General features: G+C 67.9%; 22 protein-coding genes. 13 read left to right on the top strand and 9 right to left on the bottom strand.

Features of this window, described 5'->3' with window-relative positions; genetic code table 11:
• Nucleotides 1-675 precede the first annotated feature (675 nt).
• Entirely contained in the window at nucleotides 676-951 is a 276-nt protein-coding gene (locus ACW172_RS08760) for a metal-sensitive transcriptional regulator (RefSeq protein WP_088582502.1), read from the bottom strand.
• 107 nt (nucleotides 952-1,058) lie between these two features.
• Between ACW172_RS08760 and ACW172_RS08755 the strand changes: the two genes are divergently transcribed.
• The 6 genes from ACW172_RS08755 (at nucleotide 1,059) to ACW172_RS08730 (ending at nucleotide 9,457) form a co-directional block, all read left to right on the top strand.
• The gene (locus ACW172_RS08755) at nucleotides 1,059-3,407 is read left to right on the top strand and encodes a heavy metal translocating P-type ATPase (RefSeq protein WP_135194146.1); all 2,349 of its coding nucleotides are present in this window, start codon (nucleotides 1,059-1,061) and stop codon (nucleotides 3,405-3,407) included.
• A gap of 282 nt (nucleotides 3,408-3,689) precedes the next feature.
• A complete protein-coding gene (locus ACW172_RS08750) occupies nucleotides 3,690-4,370 on the top strand; it encodes a DUF305 domain-containing protein (RefSeq protein ID WP_052004990.1) in 681 nt (226 codons plus the stop codon).
• 55 nt (nucleotides 4,371-4,425) lie between these two features.
• On the top strand, nucleotides 4,426-4,896 hold the full coding sequence (locus ACW172_RS08745) for a DUF305 domain-containing protein (protein ID WP_035308099.1): 471 nt from the start codon (nucleotides 4,426-4,428) through the stop codon (nucleotides 4,894-4,896).
• 137 nt (nucleotides 4,897-5,033) lie between these two features.
• The gene (locus ACW172_RS08740) at nucleotides 5,034-6,896 is read left to right on the top strand and encodes a copper resistance system multicopper oxidase (RefSeq protein ID WP_035308097.1); all 1,863 of its coding nucleotides are present in this window, start codon (nucleotides 5,034-5,036) and stop codon (nucleotides 6,894-6,896) included.
• Between the two features lie 377 nt (nucleotides 6,897-7,273).
• The gene (locus ACW172_RS08735) at nucleotides 7,274-8,512 is read left to right on the top strand and encodes a copper resistance protein B (RefSeq protein WP_230307596.1); all 1,239 of its coding nucleotides are present in this window, start codon (nucleotides 7,274-7,276) and stop codon (nucleotides 8,510-8,512) included.
• 171 nt (nucleotides 8,513-8,683) lie between these two features.
• A complete protein-coding gene (locus ACW172_RS08730) occupies nucleotides 8,684-9,457 on the top strand; it encodes an HAD family hydrolase (protein WP_164952667.1) in 774 nt (257 codons plus the stop codon).
• A 140-nt stretch (nucleotides 9,458-9,597) separates the two neighbouring features.
• On the opposite strand, the gene ACW172_RS08725 is transcribed toward ACW172_RS08730, so the two are convergent.
• From ACW172_RS08725 to ACW172_RS08705, 5 genes are all read right to left on the bottom strand, one after another.
• Nucleotides 9,598-10,005, bottom strand: coding sequence for a copper resistance CopC family protein (locus tag ACW172_RS08725; protein WP_052004988.1), 408 nt, complete (start codon nucleotides 10,003-10,005; stop codon nucleotides 9,598-9,600).
• 26 nt (nucleotides 10,006-10,031) lie between these two features.
• Nucleotides 10,032-10,358: a hypothetical protein gene (locus ACW172_RS08720; RefSeq protein WP_135194141.1), complete on the bottom strand. Its 327-nt coding sequence runs from the start codon at nucleotides 10,356-10,358 to the stop codon at nucleotides 10,032-10,034.
• Nucleotides 10,359-10,534: 176 nt separating this feature from the next.
• Nucleotides 10,535-11,113 (bottom strand): RNA polymerase sigma factor, encoded by a 579-nt coding sequence (locus ACW172_RS08715; RefSeq protein WP_245159370.1) that lies wholly within the window; start codon nucleotides 11,111-11,113, stop codon nucleotides 10,535-10,537.
• An 8-nt stretch (nucleotides 11,114-11,121) separates the two neighbouring features.
• Complete coding sequence (locus tag ACW172_RS08710; protein ID WP_088582505.1) at nucleotides 11,122-11,562, bottom strand: Spy/CpxP family protein refolding chaperone; 441 nt, start codon at nucleotides 11,560-11,562, stop codon at nucleotides 11,122-11,124.
• Entirely contained in the window at nucleotides 11,559-11,840 is a 282-nt protein-coding gene (locus tag ACW172_RS08705) for a hypothetical protein (protein WP_088582506.1), read from the bottom strand. Before ACW172_RS08705 ends, ACW172_RS08710 begins: the two co-directional genes overlap by 4 nt.
• A 116-nt stretch (nucleotides 11,841-11,956) precedes the next feature.
• Between ACW172_RS08705 and ACW172_RS08700 the strand changes: the two genes are divergently transcribed.
• The 6 genes from ACW172_RS08700 to ACW172_RS08675 all read left to right on the top strand — a co-directional run bounded on the left by ACW172_RS08700 (nucleotide 11,957) and on the right by ACW172_RS08675 (nucleotide 15,180).
• Nucleotides 11,957-12,610 (top strand): DUF2231 domain-containing protein, encoded by a 654-nt coding sequence (locus ACW172_RS08700; RefSeq protein WP_426022432.1) that lies wholly within the window; start codon nucleotides 11,957-11,959, stop codon nucleotides 12,608-12,610.
• Nucleotides 12,611-12,706: 96 nt separating this feature from the next.
• Entirely contained in the window at nucleotides 12,707-13,261 is a 555-nt protein-coding gene (locus tag ACW172_RS08695; protein ID WP_135194142.1) for a YybH family protein, read from the top strand.
• A 63-nt stretch (nucleotides 13,262-13,324) separates the two neighbouring features.
• Nucleotides 13,325-13,786 carry a DUF411 domain-containing protein gene (locus tag ACW172_RS08690; RefSeq protein WP_088582509.1) on the top strand — a complete coding sequence of 154 codons (462 nt, stop codon included), beginning with the start codon at nucleotides 13,325-13,327 and terminating at the stop codon, nucleotides 13,784-13,786.
• A 13-nt stretch (nucleotides 13,787-13,799) separates the two neighbouring features.
• The gene (locus tag ACW172_RS08685; protein WP_088582510.1) at nucleotides 13,800-14,522 is read left to right on the top strand and encodes a PepSY domain-containing protein; all 723 of its coding nucleotides are present in this window, start codon (nucleotides 13,800-13,802) and stop codon (nucleotides 14,520-14,522) included.
• Nucleotides 14,519-14,860, top strand: coding sequence for a hypothetical protein (locus tag ACW172_RS08680; RefSeq protein WP_088582511.1), 342 nt, complete (start codon nucleotides 14,519-14,521; stop codon nucleotides 14,858-14,860). Before ACW172_RS08685 ends, ACW172_RS08680 begins: the two co-directional genes overlap by 4 nt.
• Nucleotides 14,857-15,180, top strand: a complete 324-nt coding sequence (locus tag ACW172_RS08675; protein WP_205678542.1) for an isoprenylcysteine carboxylmethyltransferase family protein — start codon at nucleotides 14,857-14,859, stop codon at nucleotides 15,178-15,180. The genes ACW172_RS08680 and ACW172_RS08675 overlap by 4 nt, the downstream gene beginning before the upstream one ends.
• On the opposite strand, the gene ACW172_RS08670 is transcribed toward ACW172_RS08675, so the two are convergent.
• The 3 genes from ACW172_RS08670 to copC all read right to left on the bottom strand — a co-directional run bounded on the left by ACW172_RS08670 (nucleotide 15,143) and on the right by copC (nucleotide 17,845).
• Nucleotides 15,143-16,414, bottom strand: a complete 1,272-nt coding sequence (locus tag ACW172_RS08670) for a type II restriction enzyme NmeDI-related protein (RefSeq protein ID WP_088582921.1) — start codon at nucleotides 16,412-16,414, stop codon at nucleotides 15,143-15,145. The two genes, ACW172_RS08675 and ACW172_RS08670, sit on opposite strands and share 38 nt — an antisense overlap.
• A 126-nt stretch (nucleotides 16,415-16,540) precedes the next feature.
• Nucleotides 16,541-17,476, bottom strand: coding sequence for a copper homeostasis membrane protein CopD (gene copD / locus ACW172_RS08665; RefSeq protein WP_184279852.1), 936 nt, complete (start codon nucleotides 17,474-17,476; stop codon nucleotides 16,541-16,543).
• A gap of 6 nt (nucleotides 17,477-17,482) precedes the next feature.
• The gene (gene copC, locus ACW172_RS08660; protein WP_088582513.1) at nucleotides 17,483-17,845 is read right to left on the bottom strand and encodes a copper homeostasis periplasmic binding protein CopC; all 363 of its coding nucleotides are present in this window, start codon (nucleotides 17,843-17,845) and stop codon (nucleotides 17,483-17,485) included.
• A 172-nt stretch (nucleotides 17,846-18,017) separates the two neighbouring features.
• Here copC and ACW172_RS08655 point away from each other — a divergent pair, with 172 nt between their 5' ends.
• A complete protein-coding gene (locus ACW172_RS08655) occupies nucleotides 18,018-18,380 on the top strand; it encodes a hypothetical protein (protein WP_088582514.1) in 363 nt (120 codons plus the stop codon).
• Nucleotides 18,381-18,482 lie beyond the last annotated feature (102 nt).

The following is an 18,482-nucleotide window of genomic DNA, read 5'->3' as shown; positions in this document are numbered from 1 at the left end:
GCTCAGCCCACAGTTCAGCGCGGGCCGTGGTGAACGATGGCCTGGATCTCATCGAGCGCGGTTTTCTCCATGGGCGATGGATGGGCCGTCTATGCGGGCGCGCACGAAGACCACGTCGCCCACCCATGTCGCAATCCAGCTGACCGTGGCTCGCGCGGGCTCGGTCCGCGTGGTTCTGGACGACCGTCCGCCCTGAGCCGTCAGGCGATCGTCATCGGGCCTTCTGGCGCTGATCGGCCGGCCCTCGCCTCGTCATTCCGCCCTCTCCGACGGCCCTGTCGAGCCCTGAGGCCCAGCCGGACCGCATCGTGGCGGGCTTCAAAGAACAGCTCGGCGTCAAGGTATGTAAGCTGGATGCACGCCTTGAAGGGGCGCTCCTCAAGCCGTCTGAGGACCCGGCGCCCGGAGCCGTCGCCCGGGAGCCTGGGCGGTCGGCGCCTCAAGGTCCTGGCCTAGGCGCAGATGCAGGCTCCACGTCTTTGCTACGCTCCCGTGATTTTCCGTGGGTTTTTCGGCCTGTTCACCAGCCTGTGGGATCATCTCTTGGGCAAGTTTCCGGTCCGGGGTCCACACGCCCCGGGCAGGCCAGATCGGCGGTCGGCCCGACTACCCGAGAGGATATTTTAAGACGCTCGCCGAACCAATCCGACGGGATGTCTAGGGAAATGTCCTGCGCTAGCGCGAGGCGCGTCCGAGAAGGTCGATCAGTTCTGTGGCCTTGGCCTTGCGATCGGAGAGATCGTCGCCGGTCATCGCCCCCATGACGCAGTGGTCAAGGTGGTCTCTGAGCACCTCGCTCTCGACGCGCAGCAGGGCCGCCCGTACGGCCTGGAGCTGGGTGAGGACCTCCACGCAGTAGCGGTCCTCCTCGACCATCCGGGCGATGCCGCGCACCTGGCCCTCGATCCGGTTCAGGCGGTTCAACACCTTGGGTTTTGTTTCCGTCTGCATCCAATTCCTCGCTCTGACCGTTCGACCCTACCCCAGGACAGCGCCTTGCGCGATACCCCCTTAGGGTATATATGGCGTCCAGCTGTTTCAAGGAGCCCGCCATGTCCATGCCCTCCCCTTCGCATCCGCCCGACCACAGCTGCTGTTCGGCCAAATCGGCGGACAGCGGCGCGAAGGCGGTCGATCCGGTCTGCGGCATGACCGTCGATCCGGCGACCACAGCGCATCGGGCGGCCCACGACGATAAGGACTATTTCTTCTGTTCGGCGGGCTGCCGGACCAAATTCATCGCCGATCCGGACCGCTATCTCGGCGAGGCCCGGCAACCGGCGCCTGTCATCCCGGGCGCCATCTACACCTGCCCGATGCATCCGGAGGTGCGCCAGGAGGGCCCGGGCTCCTGCCCGATCTGCGGCATGGCGCTGGAGCCGGAGACCGTCACCGCCGAGGCGCCGGTCAATCACGAACTGATCGACTTCACCCGCCGCCTCTGGGTTGCCGCGGTCCTGACCCTGCCCGTCTTCGCGCTCGAGATGGGCGGCCATCTGACCGGACTGGCGATGCGGATTTCGGGCCAAACCTCCAACTGGATCCAGTTCGCGCTGGCGACGCCCGTGGTGCTGTGGGCTGGCTGGCCGTTCTTCCAGCGGGGCTGGGCTTCCCTCCGCAACCGCAGCCTCAACATGTTCACCCTGATCGCCATCGGCGTCGGCGCGGCCTGGATCTACAGCGTGGTCGCGGTGCTGGCGCCGGCTCTGTTCCCGGCGGCGGTCCGCCGGATGGACGGCAGCGCGCCGGTCTATTTCGAGGCAGCGGCCATCATCACCGTCCTGGTTCTGGTGGGCCAGATTCTTGAGCTGCGCGCCCGCGAACAGACGTCCGGCGCCATCCGGGCGCTGCTTGATTTGGCGCCCAAGACCGCGCGGCGGCTCCGTGACGACGGCGGCGACGAGGACGTCACGCTCGACATGGTCGCCGTCGGGGACCGACTGCGCGTCCGCCCCGGCGAGAAGGTGGCGGTCGATGGCGAGATTCTGGACGGTCGCGTAACCATCGACGAGTCCCTGGTCACGGGTGAATCCATGCCGGTGACCAAGGGCGTCGGGGACAAGGTCGTCGCCGGTTCCCTCAACAAGACCGGCTCGTTCGTGATGCGGGCTGACAAGGTCGGCGCCGACACCCTGCTGGCGCAGATCGTCCAGATGGTGGCCCAGGCCCAGCGCAGCCGCGCGCCGATCCAGCGGCTGGCCGACAAGGTGTCCGGCTGGTTCGTGCCGGCAGTGATCGGCATCGCGGTTCTCGCCGCCCTCGTCTGGGGCCTGGTCGGTCCCGAACCGCGCCTGTCCTACGCGCTGGTCGCCGCGGTCTCGGTGCTGATCATCGCCTGTCCCTGCGCCCTGGGCCTGGCGACGCCGATCTCCATCATGGTCGGGGTGGGGCGCGGCGCCCACGCCGGCGTGCTGATCAAGAACGCCGAGGCGCTGGAGCGTTTCGAAAAGGTCGACACCTTGGTGCTCGACAAGACCGGTACCCTGACGGAGGGGCGACCGTCGGTGACGGCCATCCGGCCCGCCGCCGGGTTCGACGAGGCCGAGCTTTTGAGACTCTCCGCCAGTCTGGAGCGGGGCAGCGAGCACCCGCTGGCCGACGCCGTCGTCCGCGCCGCGGCGGATCGCAAGCTCGTGCTGTCGGAGGCGTCGGAGTTCGACAGCCCGGTCGGGCGCGGCGTCACCGGGGTGGTCGATGGCCGCCGCGTGGCGCTCGGCAACGGCCGCTACCTCAAGGAGATCGGCGTCGAGGTCGCGGCGCTCGAGGCCGAGGCCGAGGCGCTACGCCAGAACGGCGCCACCGCGATCTTCGTGGCCGTTGACGGGGTGGCGGCCGGAGTCCTCGGCATCGCCGACCCGGTCAAAGCGACGACCGCCGAGGCCATTCGCGCTCTGAAGGCCGCGGGCCTGCGCCTGGTGATGATGACCGGGGACAACCGGACCACGGCCGAGGCGGTGGCGCGCCGGCTCGGCATAGACGATGTCCAGGCCGAGGTCCTGCCGCAGGACAAGGCGGCGGTCGTCGAGCGTCTGCGGGCCGAGGGCCGCATCGTGGCCATGGCCGGCGACGGGGTCAATGACGCCCCGGCCCTGGCCGCCGCCGATGTCGGGGTCGCCATGGGCGCCGGGTCGGACGTGGCCATCGAGAGCGCCGGCGTCACCCTGCTGGGGGGCGATCTCCAGGGCATTGTCCGGGCGCGCAAGCTGTCGAAGGCGGTGATGAGCAACATCCGCCAGAATCTCGTCTTCGCCTTCGGGTACAACGCCCTGGGCATCCCGGTCGCGGCGGGGCTGCTGTACCCGATCTTTGGCCTCCTGCTGTCGCCGGCTCTGGCGGCGTTGGCGATGGCCCTGTCCTCCGTGAGCGTCATCGGCAATGCGCTGCGGCTTCGTGCGGTCAGACTTTAACGGGGGCGGCATGGGGGACCGGGGCCAGGAGAAGGCGACGACCGGCGTTTGCGCCATTACGCACTCCGGCAGCCGATCCCTCGCCTGATCCAACAGCGTTCGGGTATATTTGATCAAGGCGGAACCGTGTCGGAGGACCCGGATTTAACTGGCGTTCATGTCCGGTTGCGCATCGGCGCCGAGATCCCGGTTCAAGTCCGCGTCCCGCCGCCGCCTCGCCGGCGCCCTCTTCAACTAGCCGCCGGCCGATTCGCCGGCGCCGCCCCACGCCGGAGACACCCGATGTTCAACCTGACCTTCACACGCTCGTCCGTTCTGCTCGCCGGCTGTTCCGCTCTCCTCGTGGCGGCGTGCAGCCCGGCCGCCGAGCCGCCGGCGGCCTCCAAGGCCGACGAGTCGGCGCAGACTCCGGAGCCCATGGCGATGGCGCAGACGCCCTTCTCCGCCGCCGAGGCGAGGATGCACGAGGCCATGAGGTCGGCGACGGGAGCCAGCGCCGGAGAGGCATGGGCCCGCAAGATGATCCCCCATCACCAAGGCGCCCTCGATATGTCCCAGATCGTGCTGCGCGACACGCGGGATGCCGACATTCGCCGGATGGCGCAGAAGACCGTCGAGATGCAGACCGGGGACATCGCCGAGCTCCAGCGTTGGCTCGAAACAAACGTGGGGGCCGCAGCCGGTGCGGCAGCGCCGGGCGGAGGCGGTGAGCCGCCGTTCGCGCCGGCCGAAGCGAAAATGATGGAGGCCATGATGGCCGCGACCGGGGTCGACACGGACCAGACCTGGGCTCGCAAGATGATCGCGCATCACCAGGGCGCCCTCGACATGGCCCAGGTGGTGCTGCGCGAAAGCCAGGACGCCGACATCCGGCGCATGGCGCAGAAGACGATCGAGATGCAGACCGCGGACATCGCGGAGCTGCGCGCCTGGCTGGAGGCTCATCCCGCCAGCGCAGGATGATCCGGCGTCGGCGAGAAGTCCCGTTGCAGATTTGCGAGTAGAGGAAGAACAATCGATGGAAAACATGAAGACCATGCACGCCATGAAGGGGAGCTATCGGTCGTTCGCGATCGAGCTCGTCCTGGATTTCATCATCATGTACCTCGTGATGTACACGATGATCGCGTCCCTCAATCATTTCTACTTCAACCTCAACAACGTCTACATGACCCTCATGATGGTCTCGCCTATGGCGATCCTCATGCTGGTGTTCATGCGGTCGATGTATCCGTCGAAACGGACGAATCTGCTGATCGGCGGGGCTGCCGCCCTGGTGTTTGCGGTCAGCTTCTGGGGTATGCGGACCCAGGCGGCGGTGGGAGACACGGAGTTCCTGCGTTCGATGATCCCGCACCACTCCGGCGCCATCCTGATGTGCCAGCAAGCCTCGCTGACGGATCCGGAAGTGCTCGGTCTGTGCGAGGAAATCGTCCGCTCCCAGGAACAGGAGATCGCCCAGATGAAGGCTCTCCTGGCGCGGCGGTAATTCGGCGGGCGGCCGCGAGGGCCGCCGGCGCGGTCGGCTCTGCGGCAGCGTGTCGCGAGGGCCGACCGCGTCGCCTGCGTAAATCCCTATAGATCGTCGCCGTACGGAGGCGCGGTCATGACTTTCAGGAGTATCCCATGAAGCTGGATCGTCGACTACTGCTGCGCGGCGCTGTCGCCGGAGGCGGTCTCGCGGCCCTGCAGGGCTTGATGCCCGCCTGGGCCCAGACAGGTTCGCCGGGGTTGCGGGCGGACCTGCCGACCCTCACCGGCCCGAACATCGACCTGACGATCGGTCAGTCGCCGTTCACCGTGAACGGGCGCACCGCCACGGCCACAACGATCAACGGCGTGCTTCCCGCGCCGGTGCTCCGTTTGCGCGAAGGCCAGAACGTCCGCCTCGCGGTGACGAACCAGCTTGATGAGGACACATCCATCCACTGGCACGGCATCCTGCTGCCGTTCCAGATGGACGGTGTGCCGGGCGTCAGCTTCCCCGGCATCCGCCCGCGCGAGACCTTCGTTTACGAATTCCCGGTCCGGCAGTCCGGCACCTTCTGGTACCACAGCCACTCAGGACTGCAGGAGGCGCTCGGCCATTACGGGCCCATCGTCATCGACCCGGCGGGCGCCGACCCGGTCGCCTACGACCGCGAACATGTGCTGGTCCTGTCGGACTGGAGCTTCATGCACCCGCACGAAATCTTCGACAAGCTCAAGAAGAGCCCCGGTTACTTCAACCGCCAGCGCACCACCCTGGCCGGCCTGCTGGACGGCAGCGACCGGATGAGCCTGGAAGAGCGCCGGATGTGGGGCGAGATGCGCATGGATCCGCGCGACATCCTCGACGTCAACGGCTCGACCTACACCTATCTGATCAACGGCCACGGGCCGCGGGAGAACTGGACCGGTCTGTTCCGGCCCGGCGAGCGGGTGCGGTTGCGCATCATCAACGCCTCGGCCATGTCGATCTTCAACGTGCGAATTCCCGGACTGCCGATGACCGTGGTTCAGGCCGACGGCGAGAATGTGCGCCCGATCGAGACCGACGAGTTCCAGATTTCTGTGGCCGAGACCTATGACGTCATCGTCCAGCCGACCGAGGACCGCGCCTACACCATCGTCTCCGAAGCCATCGACCGATCGGGCATGGGGCGGGCGACCCTGGCGCCGCGTCTTGGAATGACCGCCGAGGTTCCGCCGCTGCGGGAGGTTCCCAACCTGACCATGAAGGACATGGGCATGGGGGACATGGGCGGCATGGGCGGAATGGATCACGGGTCCATGGGAGCCCAGCCGGGCGGAGCCATGGCCGGGATGGACCACGGGGCCATGACCGGAGCCTCCGGCGGAGCCATGGCGGGCATGGATCACGGCGCCGTGCCTGCCCAGCCTGCCGGGGCGATGCCTGGAATGGATCACGGCTCCATGGCCGGAATGAACATGCGCGATCCCGAGAATGCGCCGCCCGACATGGCGGTCGGTGTGGGCGTCGATGCCATCGCGATGGCGCCGGCCAACCGCATGGGCGAGCGTCCGATCGGGCTTCAGGATGTTCCGCATCGCGTCCTCGTCTACACCGACCTCGTCTCGCTCCAGCCCAACAAGGATCAGCGTCCCCCGTCCCGGACGATGGAAATCCATCTGACCGGCAATATGGAGCGGTTCATGTGGGGCTTTGACGGCCGAAAATTCAGCGAGCTGGTCGAGCCGATCCGGTTCGAGCGGGACGAGCGGGTGCGCGTGACCCTGGTCAACGATTCCATGATGGCGCACCCGATCCATCTGCACGGCCATTTCTTCGAACTGGTCACCGGGGGCCCTGCCGGGCACCAGCCGCTCAAACACACTGTCAACGTTCCGCCGGGCGGCAAGGTCAGTTTCGACCTGACCGCCGACAACCCCGGCGACTGGGCCTTCCACTGTCACCTATTGCTGCACATGCATGCCGGGATGTTCAATGTGGTCACGGTCCGTCCGATGGAAGGAGCTGCATCGTGAAGACGTCGGTCGCCGTCCTTCCCCTGATCCTCGCCGCGGCCTCCGCGGCGGCGGGAACGCCTGCGCTGGCGCAGAGCCACGCCGGGCATGCAACGCCCGCGCCTGTTCGCCAGACGCTTCCGGAGGGTTGCGTCGCGCGCGGCTCCTCCACCGCCGATGCATCCCGGATAGGGACGGCCGGAGCGCCGACGTGCCCGACGGGCGCGGTGCCCGTCCGTCTGCAGGCTGGGGCGATGCCGGCGGGGCACGACATGTCGACCATGGGCCAGACCCGGCCTGCGCCGGCCATGCCTGCGGGACACGACATGTCTACGATGCCCCAGACGCAGCCCGCTCCAGCCGCCGCGTCTAGACATGCCGGTCATGACATGTCGACCATGGGTCAGACCCAGCCCGCGCCGGCCATGCCGGCGGGGCACGACATGTCGGCTATGGGCCAGACCCAGCCGGCTCCGGCCGCCGCGTCCCCGCATGCCGGCCATGACATGTCGGCCATGGGTCAGACCCAGCCTGCGCCAGCCATGCCCGCGGGGCACGACATGTCGACGATGGGCCAGACTCAGCCGGCTCCGGCCGCCACGTCCCCGCATGCCGGTCATGATATGTCGACCATGGGTCAGACCCAGCCCGCGCCAGCCATGCCGGCGGGACACAACATGTCGACGATGGGCCAGACCCAGCCGGCTCCGGCCGCCGCGTCCCCGCATGCCGGCCATGACATGTCGACCATGGGTCAGACCCCGCCCGCGCCGGCCATGCCGGCGGGGCACGACATGTCGACGATGGGTCAGATGCCGGCCGGACACGACATGTCCGGAATGGCCATGCCGCCCGACGTCCCGACCAGCGCGAACAATCCCGGACGTCCACCGGAAGCCCCCGCTCCGGCGGGCGCGGCAAGCGGGCCGGCCAATGCCGCCGACCTGCTGTTCGACCCCGCCGAAATGGCGGCGGCCCGCGCCCAGCTGTTGGTCGAGCACGGAAACGTCCGCACGACGGCGGTCATCATCGACCAGCTCGAAGCGACCTTTGGCGACGACGAGGAAGGCTACGCCTGGGACGCCCAGGGCTGGACCGGCGGCGACATCAATCGGTTCTGGTGGAAGTCGGAAGGGGAGGGCGCTTTTGACGGCGAGGTCGAGGAGGCCGAGATCCAGGCCCTCTACAGCCGGGCGTTCCGACCCTTCTTCGACTTCCAGACCGGCCTGCGGCAGACCTACCGGCCCGAGGGCGACCGGACCGATCTGGTCGTCGGCATTCAGGGTCTGGCGCCCTACTGGTTCGAGGTCGATGCGGCGGCCTTCCTGTCCAACAAGGGCGAACTGACGGCGAGGGCGGAGGCCGAATATGATCAGCGGATCACCAATCGCTGGATCGTGCAGCCCCGGGCCGAGGTGGTGCTGTCGGCGGAGGACATCCCCGAACTCCGGATCGGGTCCGGCCTGTCGACGCTCCAGATCGGGGCCCGCTTGCGCTACGAGTTCCGCAAGGAATTCGCACCCTATGTCGGCGTCGAATGGACCAAGAGCTTCGGCAATACGGCGGACTTCCTGGAAGCTGACGGGCGAAGCTCGGAAGACACCCGGCTGGTCGTCGGCATTCGGGCGTGGTTCTAGCGAAGCGGCGGCGGGTCTTGTCTTGACGCCGGCGCCCCCACAGGCACGCAACGGGTCGGTTGTCAGGACGCCCCCGCCGGGGCCAGGGCCTCGCTACAGCCTGTGCCTTGCGCCGGCCGGTGACCGGCCCGGTGTTGTCCAATGACAGCGGAGCGGCGGATCCGGGCCGTCGTGATCGATCTGGATGACACCCTGCTCTCAGCCTATCGCCGCCCTGATCTGGCGTGGCGCAGCGTCTGTCAGGTATACCAGACCGAGCTTGGCGACCTCGCTCCGGACGTTGCAGCGCGCGCCCTGACGGAGGCGGGGCGGGCCTTCTGGAGCGATCCGGACAGCCACGCCGTGGGCCGCGCAGACCCGAAGCAGGCCCGGCGCGTCATCGCAGCCAAAGCCTTCGAGGCCTTGCGGCGCGACAGTAGTCCAACGGTATCTCCCGAGATCGCAGAGCGCATCGCCGACGCCTTCAGCCTCCATCGCGACCGGCAGATGCGGCTCGAACCCAAGGCGGACGCCGTGTTGGTCCAACTGCGGGACGCTGGATACCGGCTCGCGCTGCTCACCAACGGCGCCGGTCCACTGCAGCGCGCCAAGATCGAGCGTTTCGGTCTGGCTTCGCGTTTCCATCATATCCAGATTGAAGGCGAGGTCGGCGTTGGCAAGCCCGATCCGGGCGCGTTCAGGCGAGTGTTTGCCGCCTTGAACGTCGATCCGCCCGAGGTCTGTGTCGTCGGAGACAGTCTGGAATGGGACATTCGCCCGGCCAAGGCGCTGGGCTGTTTCACCATTCTGTACGACCCGGAGGCTGGCCAAGCTGTAGGACGCGGTTTCGGCGACGCCCACGTTGTGACCCGGACATTGGCGAGCTTGGCGCCCCACCTTCAGGAGCGTAGTTCGCCCCCCGGCCGGATGGATCGCGCCGGCCGGCGATCACGGCGCGCCGACTGAGCCCAGGGCTGAAAGACCATCGCGAGGGGTCAGCCGGGGAGCCGACCGCTGATCGACGACGGAAAAACGCCGCGCGGCAGGTCGCGCGGCGTTCCTTCCACATCCGGCTTCGGCCCCTCAGGAGGCGGGAGGCCGATCCCTCAGTGAACCATGAAACGGACGAGGCCGTTCATCTGGTGGCCGTCGGCGCCCTTCGCGGCCCAGGCGGCGGAATAGGATCCGGGGGCCAGGATGGGGAGGGGCGCGCTGACCGTGGTGACCGGCGCCGCGTCGTCGACCACAGCCACGTCGATGGACCGGGCGTCAGGGCCCGTCAGCCTGAGAGAGGTCAGGGTCATGGCGTGCGGGAACGTCGCCGAGAAGGTCGTCGGCGCGACCGCTAGCATGGCGTTGTCCGCGGGCGCGGTGACGACGCCGTTGGCGGGGGCCTGCATGGCGGCGTGATCCTGCGCCGACATGCCCGCGTGCGAATGGCTCTGGGCCTGGGCGAGGGAGACGGGAGCCAGCGCCGCCAGAGCGGCCAGGCTGGTGAGGATTGAACGGTTCATGAGAGACTTCCTGATGCTTACGTGGACTACTGGTTGGGCGGCATGGTCATGCCGTCCATCTTCGACATGTCATGGCCGGCCATCGGATCGGCCGGCGGCGGCGTCGGGGCGGGTGCTGGCGCCGGCGCGGGGCGGGTCGGTCGGGGCGTCGAGGCCCGGGGGGACGGCGCCGGGGCTGATGCGGCGGCCTGCGGCTGCGGGGTCGGCTCGGGCGTGGCGACCGGCGCGGCCTCCATCGGGGTCGTCGCCGAGGCGCCCGGCGCCGTCTGGGCCTCGACCGGTTGAGGGTCGGCGGCCGGCTGGCAGGCGCCCAAGGTGATCGCCGCTGCGGCGGCTAGGATCGGGACTCTCATGTGACAAGCTCCTGAAAGAAAAGGGCGATGATCGGGTCGATTTCCCGCGACGCCCTCATACTAGAATACGCGGACGGGCGCCGCATCCCTCGCCGCCTGGAGGTCGATCGACGGAGCGCCGCTGCGGCCCGAGCGGGGCTAAGGCGCGACGAAGGTTCCGAGGACCCTCGAGCTGATCACTCAAGAGCGGCCCGGACAGCGGGCGTGTCGTCCAGCGCCTCGGACAGCTTGCGACGAGCCCGCGCCACGCGGGTCTCCACGGTCTTGATGGAGACACCCAGCATCCCGGCCGTTTCCGCCTGACTGCGCCCCTCGATCGCCGTCAGCAGAAGCGGAGCCTTGAGGTGCGGCGGCAGATGGCTCACAGCCTCGTTCAACCGCGCCAGCCTTGCGCTGGCATCCATCCGGTCATCCACCGCCTCGGCCCCGTCCGGCACGGACATGGCTTCCGGCGACGACAGGTCGACGCCGCCCCGGATGAGCCGCCGAACGAAGCGGCGACGGCTCCAGTCCCGGCATTTATTGAGTGCGATGGTCCGGATCCAGGCCTCGAAGGGTCGGACCGGGTCGTAGCGGCGAATGTTGATCCAGGCCGCCGCATAGGTGTCCTGCAACAGGTCCCAGGCGTCCTGTTCATCGCCGACATAGCGCCGGACGAAACGGAACAGAGAAGTCTTGGTCTGCCGCATCAACTCGCTGAAGGCCGCCCGGTCCCCGCCGGCGGCGCGGGCTGACAGGTCGTTGGGGCTGTCCACGCGGAACGCTAGCCTTCGTCGGGCGCGAGGGCCTCGACGATACGGTCGTCGAATACCTCGGCCTGGGCCGGCGTCAGAACGGACCGCATCTCGAAGACGTGGGCGATCGTCTCCTTCTGCAAGGCGCCCATGGCGACGTGGAAATGGTCCACCGCCGCCTGGACCTGGGGACCGTCGCCGTCGCTCCGTGCGATCGCGCGCGCCAGTTCCTGATTGGCCGCGCGGACGTCCGCTTCGAGCGCGGGCCGGCGCGCGGCGAACCGGGCTTCGACTGCGTCGATGCGGGTCAGCTGGTCGGGCGAGAGCTTCAGGTCGTGGTGCACGATGTCGTGCAGGGATGGCGGTTCGCGCCGGCTCAGCACCCAGCTGGCGCTGATCCAAGTGCCCGCGCCGCTGGCGACCGCCGCCAGGACGGCCGTCAGGGCGATGGCCTGCCAGCCGCGCTTCATCGGCCGGTTTCCAGTCTCACCAGAGGCGACAGGCCCGCGTCGACCGTGAAAATGGCCATCTCCCCGGCCGGTCTGGGGGCGGCGACCGCGCCGACGCCGCCTGCCGTCAGGCCGGTGACCAGGGCCATGGCGACGGCCCCCAAACGCAGTTGCGACGCGAGCCTTTCGCCGCGAAGCGCGTCGACCCGGCTCCAGACGAGCGGTTCGAGCCCGTCGAGCGACCGGCCCAAGGGCGTCGCCGCCGATCCGGCCAAAAGATCATCCAAATTACGCGCCATCGAACACTCTCCTTGCGCCCCTAATCCCTACTACGCCGAAACAAGCCAAATCCCTCAAACGAGGGGACGGCCTCCCCGGTGCGTAGTTAGCAGAAGGGACGGGATGGGAGAGAACAATGTCGATACGCAAACTTCTGTCGGGGATCGCCCTGGTGGTGGCGCTGTCTGTCAGCGCGCCCGCGTTCGCGCACGAGGATCATGACAAGCAGGCCGCGGCCCGTGCCCAGGCCGCCGCGCCGGCGGGCGCCGTGCCAGAAGGCGGCGTGATGGCCATGCCGGGGATGGCTATGGACATGGAACACGGGGCCATGACGGCGGACGAGGGTCCCAAGCCAATGCCCCAGCGCCTGTATCGCTGGCTCGGCGCCATGCATCCCGCCGCCGTCCATTTCCCGATCGCGCTGTTCCTCGTCGCCGCGCTCCTCGAGATCGCCGCCCTGACGCTGCGTCGGCCGGTCCTGACCCAGGGCACGCGGGTGATCATCGCCCTGGCGGCGATCTCCGCGGTCGCCGCGGTGGCGCTGGGATGGTTCGCTATGGGGCTGCCCGGGAAGGACGATGTGACTCACCTCTACCATCGGTGGCTCGGCACCTCGATCGCCGCGCTCGGCCTGCTGAGCTGGTGGGCGAAGGAACAATGGGTCCGCCGGCCGGGGCGCGGGCGCGAGCTGATCTACATCGGTCTTTTGACCGTGACCGCCGCCGCCGTGGTGGTCAACGGCCTGCTGGGCGGGATGCTGACCCATGGCATGAGGCATCTGATGTTCTGACGGCCTTGGGGTCCGTCGTCGCCCGAACGCCTCGTTCTTCATCTACTTCGCCGGACCGGGTTCTACTGCGGCCGCGGCAAACCAGGAGACTGCACCATGATGTTCCGTTCAGCACTCGCCGGATCGGCGGTCGCCGCCCTCCTCGCGACCTCCGGCCAAGCGCAAGCTCAATCACAGGCGCCGGCCCGCTCCCACGCCCCCGGCTCGGCCCATACGCCAGGCTCGGCGCACGCCCCCGGCGATGCGCAATCCGCTGACGAGGCCCAGGTCCGAGCGGTCGTCACCGCCTACAAGGACGCCATCGAGCGGATGGACGTGTCGCAGACGCCGGCCCTGTTCTGGACCGACTCGGAGATCTTCGAGAACGGCGGCGTGGAGGGATCGTTCGCCTATTATCTGGAGCACCATCTCGGGCCCGAATTCGCCGATCTGGCCGGCTTCGACTTCCGCAACCACGAAATGAAAGTCGAGGTTGACGGCGACACCGCCTTCGTGAGCGAGACCTACACCTTCCACATCACCTTCAAGGACGGAGCCCGGGCCCCCATAGAGCGCCGCGGCGCCGCCACGAGCGTCCTGCGCAAGCGGGGTGACGAGTGGAGGTTCGACGTCTATCACTCCTCGGCCCGGCCCTTCCGCCCCGCCGCCTGATCGCGGCGGCGACCGTCATCGGCGGCCTCCAGATATCGCTCGCCAGAGGGACCCATGAGATCGATGCCCACCCTTTCACGCCGTGCGTTTCTGGCCGCGGGGGCCGGCTCCGTCGCCGTCGCGGCCTGCGCTCCGGGCGCCCGTTCATCGACCGAGCTCGCGGTCTACAAGACCCCGACCTGCGCCTGTTGCACGGCCTGGGTGGATCACATGCGCGCCGCCGGCTTCAAGGCGCGGGTCAACGAACTCCCGAGCCTTCGCTCTATACGCAGCACCCAAGGCGTGCCCGAGGCGCTCGCCTCCTGCCACACGGCCATGATCGGCGGCTATGTCCTCGAGGGCCATGTGCCGGCCGAGGATGTCCGCAAGCTTCTGGCCGAACGTCCCGAGGCCGTGGGCCTCGCAGTGCCGGCGATGCCGCTGGGGTCTCCCGGCATGGAGACGCCAGACGGCCAACGTGAGCCCTATGAGACCCTGCTGATCCTCAAGGGCGGCGGTACGCGCGTCTTCGCGCGTCACGGCTAGGCGAGGCCCAGGGATGAAGGTTCTCAAGCTCTCCACCCAGCTGCACAAATGGATTGCGCTCGTCGTCGGCCTTCAGGTCCTGTTCTGGGTCGGCGGCGGTCTGGTGATGACGGCCATTCCGATCGAGACGGTGCGCGGCGAACATCGGGCGGTTGACCTCAAGCCGAGCCCGCTGGAGCTCGGCGCGCTTCCGGCACTGAGCGAGATCGCGCGCCGAGCGGGCGTCGCGCCTGTCCAGGCGGAGCTTCACACGACGCCGCGGGGGGCGGCCTGGACCTTGAAGCCGGCGTCGGGCGAGCCAGTCGTCGTGTCCGCCGCGACCGGCCGGCCGTTCGGACCGATGTCGGCCGCCGACGCCTCGGCCTTCGCCAAGGGCGCGTACAAGGGCGAGGCGCGGGTTTCCGGCGCGGTTCTTCTGGCGACGGCGCCCGAGGAGACGGGACGCACCGGACCGCTGTGGCGGGTAGACTTCGCCGACCGCGAAAAGACGGCCTTCTACCTGTCGCCAGCGACAGGCGAAGTGGTGACGCGCCGCTCGGGCGTGTGGCGGATCTTCGACTTCTTCTGGCGACTGCACGTCATGGACTGGAACGACGGCGAGGACTTCAATCACCCCCTGATCATCATCACTACCGCCTTGACCCTGAGCATTGTGATTTCGGGCTTCATCCTGCTGTGGATACGGATCTCCCGCGACCTGAAAATGGCGCGTGCGGTTCGCAAGCGGGAGCCATGAGGCAGGCGACGGCTCGATCACAGGAAGCTCTGCCAAGAGACAACGACCGGACTTCACCACCGCGTCTCGCCGCCCTGACCACCGCCTGGCCGCCGCACATCCTGCGGCAAGAGGACGTCGCGGCCAACGGGGCCGAAATGTTCGCCACGACCCACGGCGGTTTCGAGCGGCTGGCGCCTATCTATCGAAACGCCTTGATCGACACACGGCATTCGTGCGTCCCAATGGACTGGTATCTGCAGCCGCACAGCTTCGCGGAGCGGAACGACCTGTTCCTGGAACACGCAGTCGCCCTGATGGCCGAGAGCACGACGAGCGCGCTGGAGCAAGCGGGGTGATCGCGACCTTGGCCGGTTTTGGACCACTCGGATCATCACCTGCCCGGCGCGCCGCTAGTCCGATCCGGCCCTTCCGGGTCATTCGTCATCCCAACTACTGGATCGCATCTCTTGAGATCGCCATCCTGCCGCTGGTTTTCGGCCAGGTCTGGATAGCAGTGGTGTTCACCGCGCTTAATGCCATGCTGATCACCTGGCGGGTGCGGCTGGAGGATCGCGCTCTTGCCTATCAGGCCTGTGAGCCAGAACGACCTGGATGCGAGGCGGGCCAGTCACCGACGATCAGGTCACGCGGTGCGAAATCTCGGTCAGAGCCCTGAGACCGGTTCCGAAGCGGGCGATTGATGCCCGGTGCCGTTCCAGTTCTCCGTAGGGCAGATAGCGCACATTGAGATCGGCGATCCGGCTGAAGGCCGGACGTTGCAACTGCGCCCGCACATCGTTTTCGCGGCTGTCGGGAGCGACCAGGAAAAGGCCGGCGGAGATGTTTAGTTCGCCTGACAGGGCGAGGTCCAGCATTCGCACGACACCGGAGTAGATCGTGGTGGAATGCTCGACCTCGAAGGCGGCCGCCACGCGGTCCGCGTCTCCCTCCAGCCAGAGTACGTCGATCAGCCGGATGGACTCGGCGCCTGGACCGTTCGCCAGCGACGGCGGTAGTTGTTCTAGGCAGCCCTCGCTCAGGCGTGCGCCCTCGTGCTGGCGCCCGCGGTCATTGGACGCGATCCAGACCCTGTAGCCCAGCGCGCGACCCAGATCACGGACCCAGGCCTGGATCTCTGTGTGGGTCCGGTCCGTCTCGCCCTGCTGGAGCGCGGTCTTCTCGAACTTGACCGCTTCGGCGCGCGCTTCGGCCAGCCGCGCGTCCCAGCCGCTGGCGGACAGACTCTCGTCGTCCAGGGGCGGCGCGGGATAACGGCCGGAGCCCACGTCGAACAGGAAGCCCGCGATCGCCCCGAGATCGTTGGACAGAAGATCGCTGTAGCGAGCGTTGAGGGCCAAAATTCCTTGCCGCATCGCAAGGTAGTGCTCCCAGCTCCCGAGCTTGACCTTTGATCCGGTGATCGCGTTGTAGCCGTTGACGATCGCGGTATTGAACGGCGAAACGTGGGTGGGATGGAGAAAATAGATCAGGTTGGCCACTGCAGGCCCGAGTCCCTTGATTCGGAGTTGGTCGATCGTGCGGATGCCCGCGAGAATTTCCGTTGCTGTCGAACAACAGCTGCAGTGATGCAGGAGCCGGCCGAAAGCGCGTTGATTGGCCGGGTTTTCGTAGATGTCCGGGATGCGAAGTTTGGGCTTCCAGAGGAAGGCATGGTCCGCGCCCTTGAAGATCTGCCGTTGTTCGGCCACCGAATGAACGATCGTCTCCAGCGACGACCCGCGATAGGCCACGCCGAACCGGCCTGCTTCGATCTCCTTGACGACCTGGCCGATGCCGCGACGGATGGAGCGGAAATTCTTCAGACGCTCGTCCCACAAGAACCAGGTCTGGTAGGTCGCAGCCGGGTCGCGCCGCCACTGTTCAATAAGATCACGAACTCGATCTGACACGGCGCGCCCCCTCAATTCTTGAGCAGTCTAGGCGGGTCCAGGTCGCTGGGCCAACGGCCATTCGCAGCCGGTCCCAAGAGCGCGTGCGACGCACCTGGCTCCAGCGCGTTCGGCGCGCGCCAACGGCTACATCGCCATTTCCATGGCCGAGACCGGAGCCAGGGTTCCCATGATGGACACCAGGGCCAGCAGCCCCAGGGCGAGGAGGGTCTCCATCACCAAGCTGCGTTTCAGCCGTGAAATGGCGGGGCCAAGATACTCGGGATCGTCCAGGGCGCTGCCGAGGTGGGGCGTCAGATAAAAGCGGTTCGCGGCCGCCAGAACCAGCATGAGCGCGAAGAGCACGAGCTTGCCCGTCAACAGCAGACCGTAGGGCGTGCTCAAGAGGCCAGCGATACGATCGGGTCCGACCATGAACCAGCTGTTCACCAGTCCGCTCAGAACCAGGACGGCGACCGATGCGGTTCCGACGCCGGCAAATCCGTGAAGCGCTCGATGAAGGATCCTGTCGCTATCAACCGTTTTTGACCGTCGCCCGAAGGTCAGGATAAGCAGCGCCGCGAGCGCGCCGAGCCACACCGCCGCCGCCCAGCTGTGCAAAATAGCGGCCGTCAGATGCACATAGCGCCCGGCGCCTTCGGTGGCCGCGCCGTGTCCCGTCCAGGCGAAGCTGGCGCCGACGATCAGACCGGCGACGGCGAAGAATCCCCACAGGCCGCGGGACGGCTTGTCTTGGATGAGCGCAAGAAGCGCGAGCAACGCGGCCAGCGTCCGGACGAGAAAGGCGGGTCCGAGGCTCGTGCCCGTGAGCATGAAGCCGAGCGTCGCCGGCTTGAGACCTTCAGTCAGCGAGCCCGCCATCACAGCGGTCTGGGCCGCGAAGGCGGCGGCGGAGCCTATGGCGACCACGGCCGCCGCGCTGACCAGCAAGGATCTCGTCCAGCCGAGGGCCACCGCGTCCGACCCGCGCAACCCGTAGAGGAGGAACAGCGGCGTCCCGAGCAGGACGACAGCGCCGCCGTACTGCGCGAGCCGGAGCAGGATGACCAGAACGTCGAGCACGATGGGTCAGCGCACCGTGAAGGCGATGGCGCCGGTCATACGGTGGCCGTCTGCGGAGGCGGCGTGCCAGTTGAGGCTGTAGGCGCCGGCCGCGAGCGGTCGCGCCGTCCGTCCCGAAACGGTCATGCCGTCATCGGAGACGGTGGTCGCGACCGGGAATTTGGCACCGGCGGCGTTCACGACCTCGAGGCCCGAGAAAGCGGGAACGACGCGTTCGCTGAAGGTGACCGTCAGCGAACGCGGCGAGGCGATGCTCGCGCTCGCCGCCGGGTTGGAGGCGACGACGCGCGCGTGGGCGGCAGCCTGCGTCGCCCCCAACAGCAGGGCGCCGACGGCGCCGACGACGGAAAGGATTTTGCGAGTGGTCATAGGGAGGCTCCGAAACCAGAGGGGTTCAATGAGTTATACGGGCGCCGGGGTTGAATCCCTCGTTCGAACTGCGGGCGGGCGCGCGCTGATCCGGAGCATTGCGTTGCGCGCGCCCGACGCCAGCCCGTCGGTCGCTTGACACGGCCGGCCGACGGGCGTGGGATGAACGCGCATGTGGAACCTCGTCCGCACCCTTCTGTTCGCCCTGGCGGTGGCCGGCTTCGTCGGCCAGTCGTCCGCGCACGCCACGCCGTTCCAGGTATTCGAAGCGACGGGCGGCATGGCGGACATGGATTGCGCCGAGATGATGGTGATGGCGGACGGGCCTTCCGGCGGCGCTACTAGCCCTTGCGACGAGATGACGCCCGACTGCATCGCCAAGATGGGCTGCGCCGCCGTCGCGGCGCCCATGCCGCCGGCGCCGACCGTTCAACGGCCTTCGGCTCCGCGGGGACTCCGGTTCGCAGCCGTCGATGTCGTGCGAGAGGGCGCAGGCCCGCTTCCACTGAAGAATCCGCCGAAACGGCTGGCTTAGAACGCTTTCGCTGAACGGTAGGCCGTGCGCGACGTTACGCCGCGGTAACCGATCGATCTGAGCCCTTCGCCGGTGTCCTGCCCTCACGGCGGGTCCGATGGT

It is taken from the genome of Brevundimonas sp. ALps5 (assembly GCF_058681645.1).
Note: the sequence above shows the minus strand (reverse complement) of the source record. Positions and strands in the feature narration are given on the sequence as shown.

Coding starts and splice junctions, on each gene's coding strand:
- ACW172_RS08720 (WP_135194141.1), bottom strand. CDS start 10,358: ATGAGAGTCCCGATCCTAGCCGCCGCAGCGGCGATCACCTTGGGCGCC.
- ACW172_RS08735 (WP_230307596.1), top strand. CDS start 7,274: ATGGGTCAGACCCAGCCCGCGCCGGCCATGCCGGCGGGGCACGACATG.
- ACW172_RS08695 (WP_135194142.1), top strand. CDS start 12,707: ATGATGTTCCGTTCAGCACTCGCCGGATCGGCGGTCGCCGCCCTCCTC.
- ACW172_RS08700 (WP_426022432.1), top strand. CDS start 11,957: ATGTCGATACGCAAACTTCTGTCGGGGATCGCCCTGGTGGTGGCGCTG.
- ACW172_RS08705 (WP_088582506.1), bottom strand. CDS start 11,840: ATGGCGCGTAATTTGGATGATCTTTTGGCCGGATCGGCGGCGACGCCC.
- ACW172_RS08685 (WP_088582510.1), top strand. CDS start 13,800: ATGAAGGTTCTCAAGCTCTCCACCCAGCTGCACAAATGGATTGCGCTC.
- ACW172_RS08690 (WP_088582509.1), top strand. CDS start 13,325: ATGCCCACCCTTTCACGCCGTGCGTTTCTGGCCGCGGGGGCCGGCTCC.
- ACW172_RS08750 (WP_052004990.1), top strand. CDS start 3,690: ATGTTCAACCTGACCTTCACACGCTCGTCCGTTCTGCTCGCCGGCTGT.
- ACW172_RS08760 (WP_088582502.1), bottom strand. CDS start 951: ATGCAGACGGAAACAAAACCCAAGGTGTTGAACCGCCTGAACCGGATC.
- ACW172_RS08725 (WP_052004988.1), bottom strand. CDS start 10,005: ATGAACCGTTCAATCCTCACCAGCCTGGCCGCTCTGGCGGCGCTGGCT.
- ACW172_RS08655 (WP_088582514.1), top strand. CDS start 18,018: ATGTGGAACCTCGTCCGCACCCTTCTGTTCGCCCTGGCGGTGGCCGGC.
- ACW172_RS08710 (WP_088582505.1), bottom strand. CDS start 11,562: ATGAAGCGCGGCTGGCAGGCCATCGCCCTGACGGCCGTCCTGGCGGCG.
- ACW172_RS08755 (WP_135194146.1), top strand. CDS start 1,059: ATGCCCTCCCCTTCGCATCCGCCCGACCACAGCTGCTGTTCGGCCAAA.
- copC (WP_088582513.1), bottom strand. CDS start 17,845: ATGACCACTCGCAAAATCCTTTCCGTCGTCGGCGCCGTCGGCGCCCTG.
- ACW172_RS08745 (WP_035308099.1), top strand. CDS start 4,426: ATGGAAAACATGAAGACCATGCACGCCATGAAGGGGAGCTATCGGTCG.
- ACW172_RS08680 (WP_088582511.1), top strand. CDS start 14,519: ATGAGGCAGGCGACGGCTCGATCACAGGAAGCTCTGCCAAGAGACAAC.
- ACW172_RS08740 (WP_035308097.1), top strand. CDS start 5,034: ATGAAGCTGGATCGTCGACTACTGCTGCGCGGCGCTGTCGCCGGAGGC.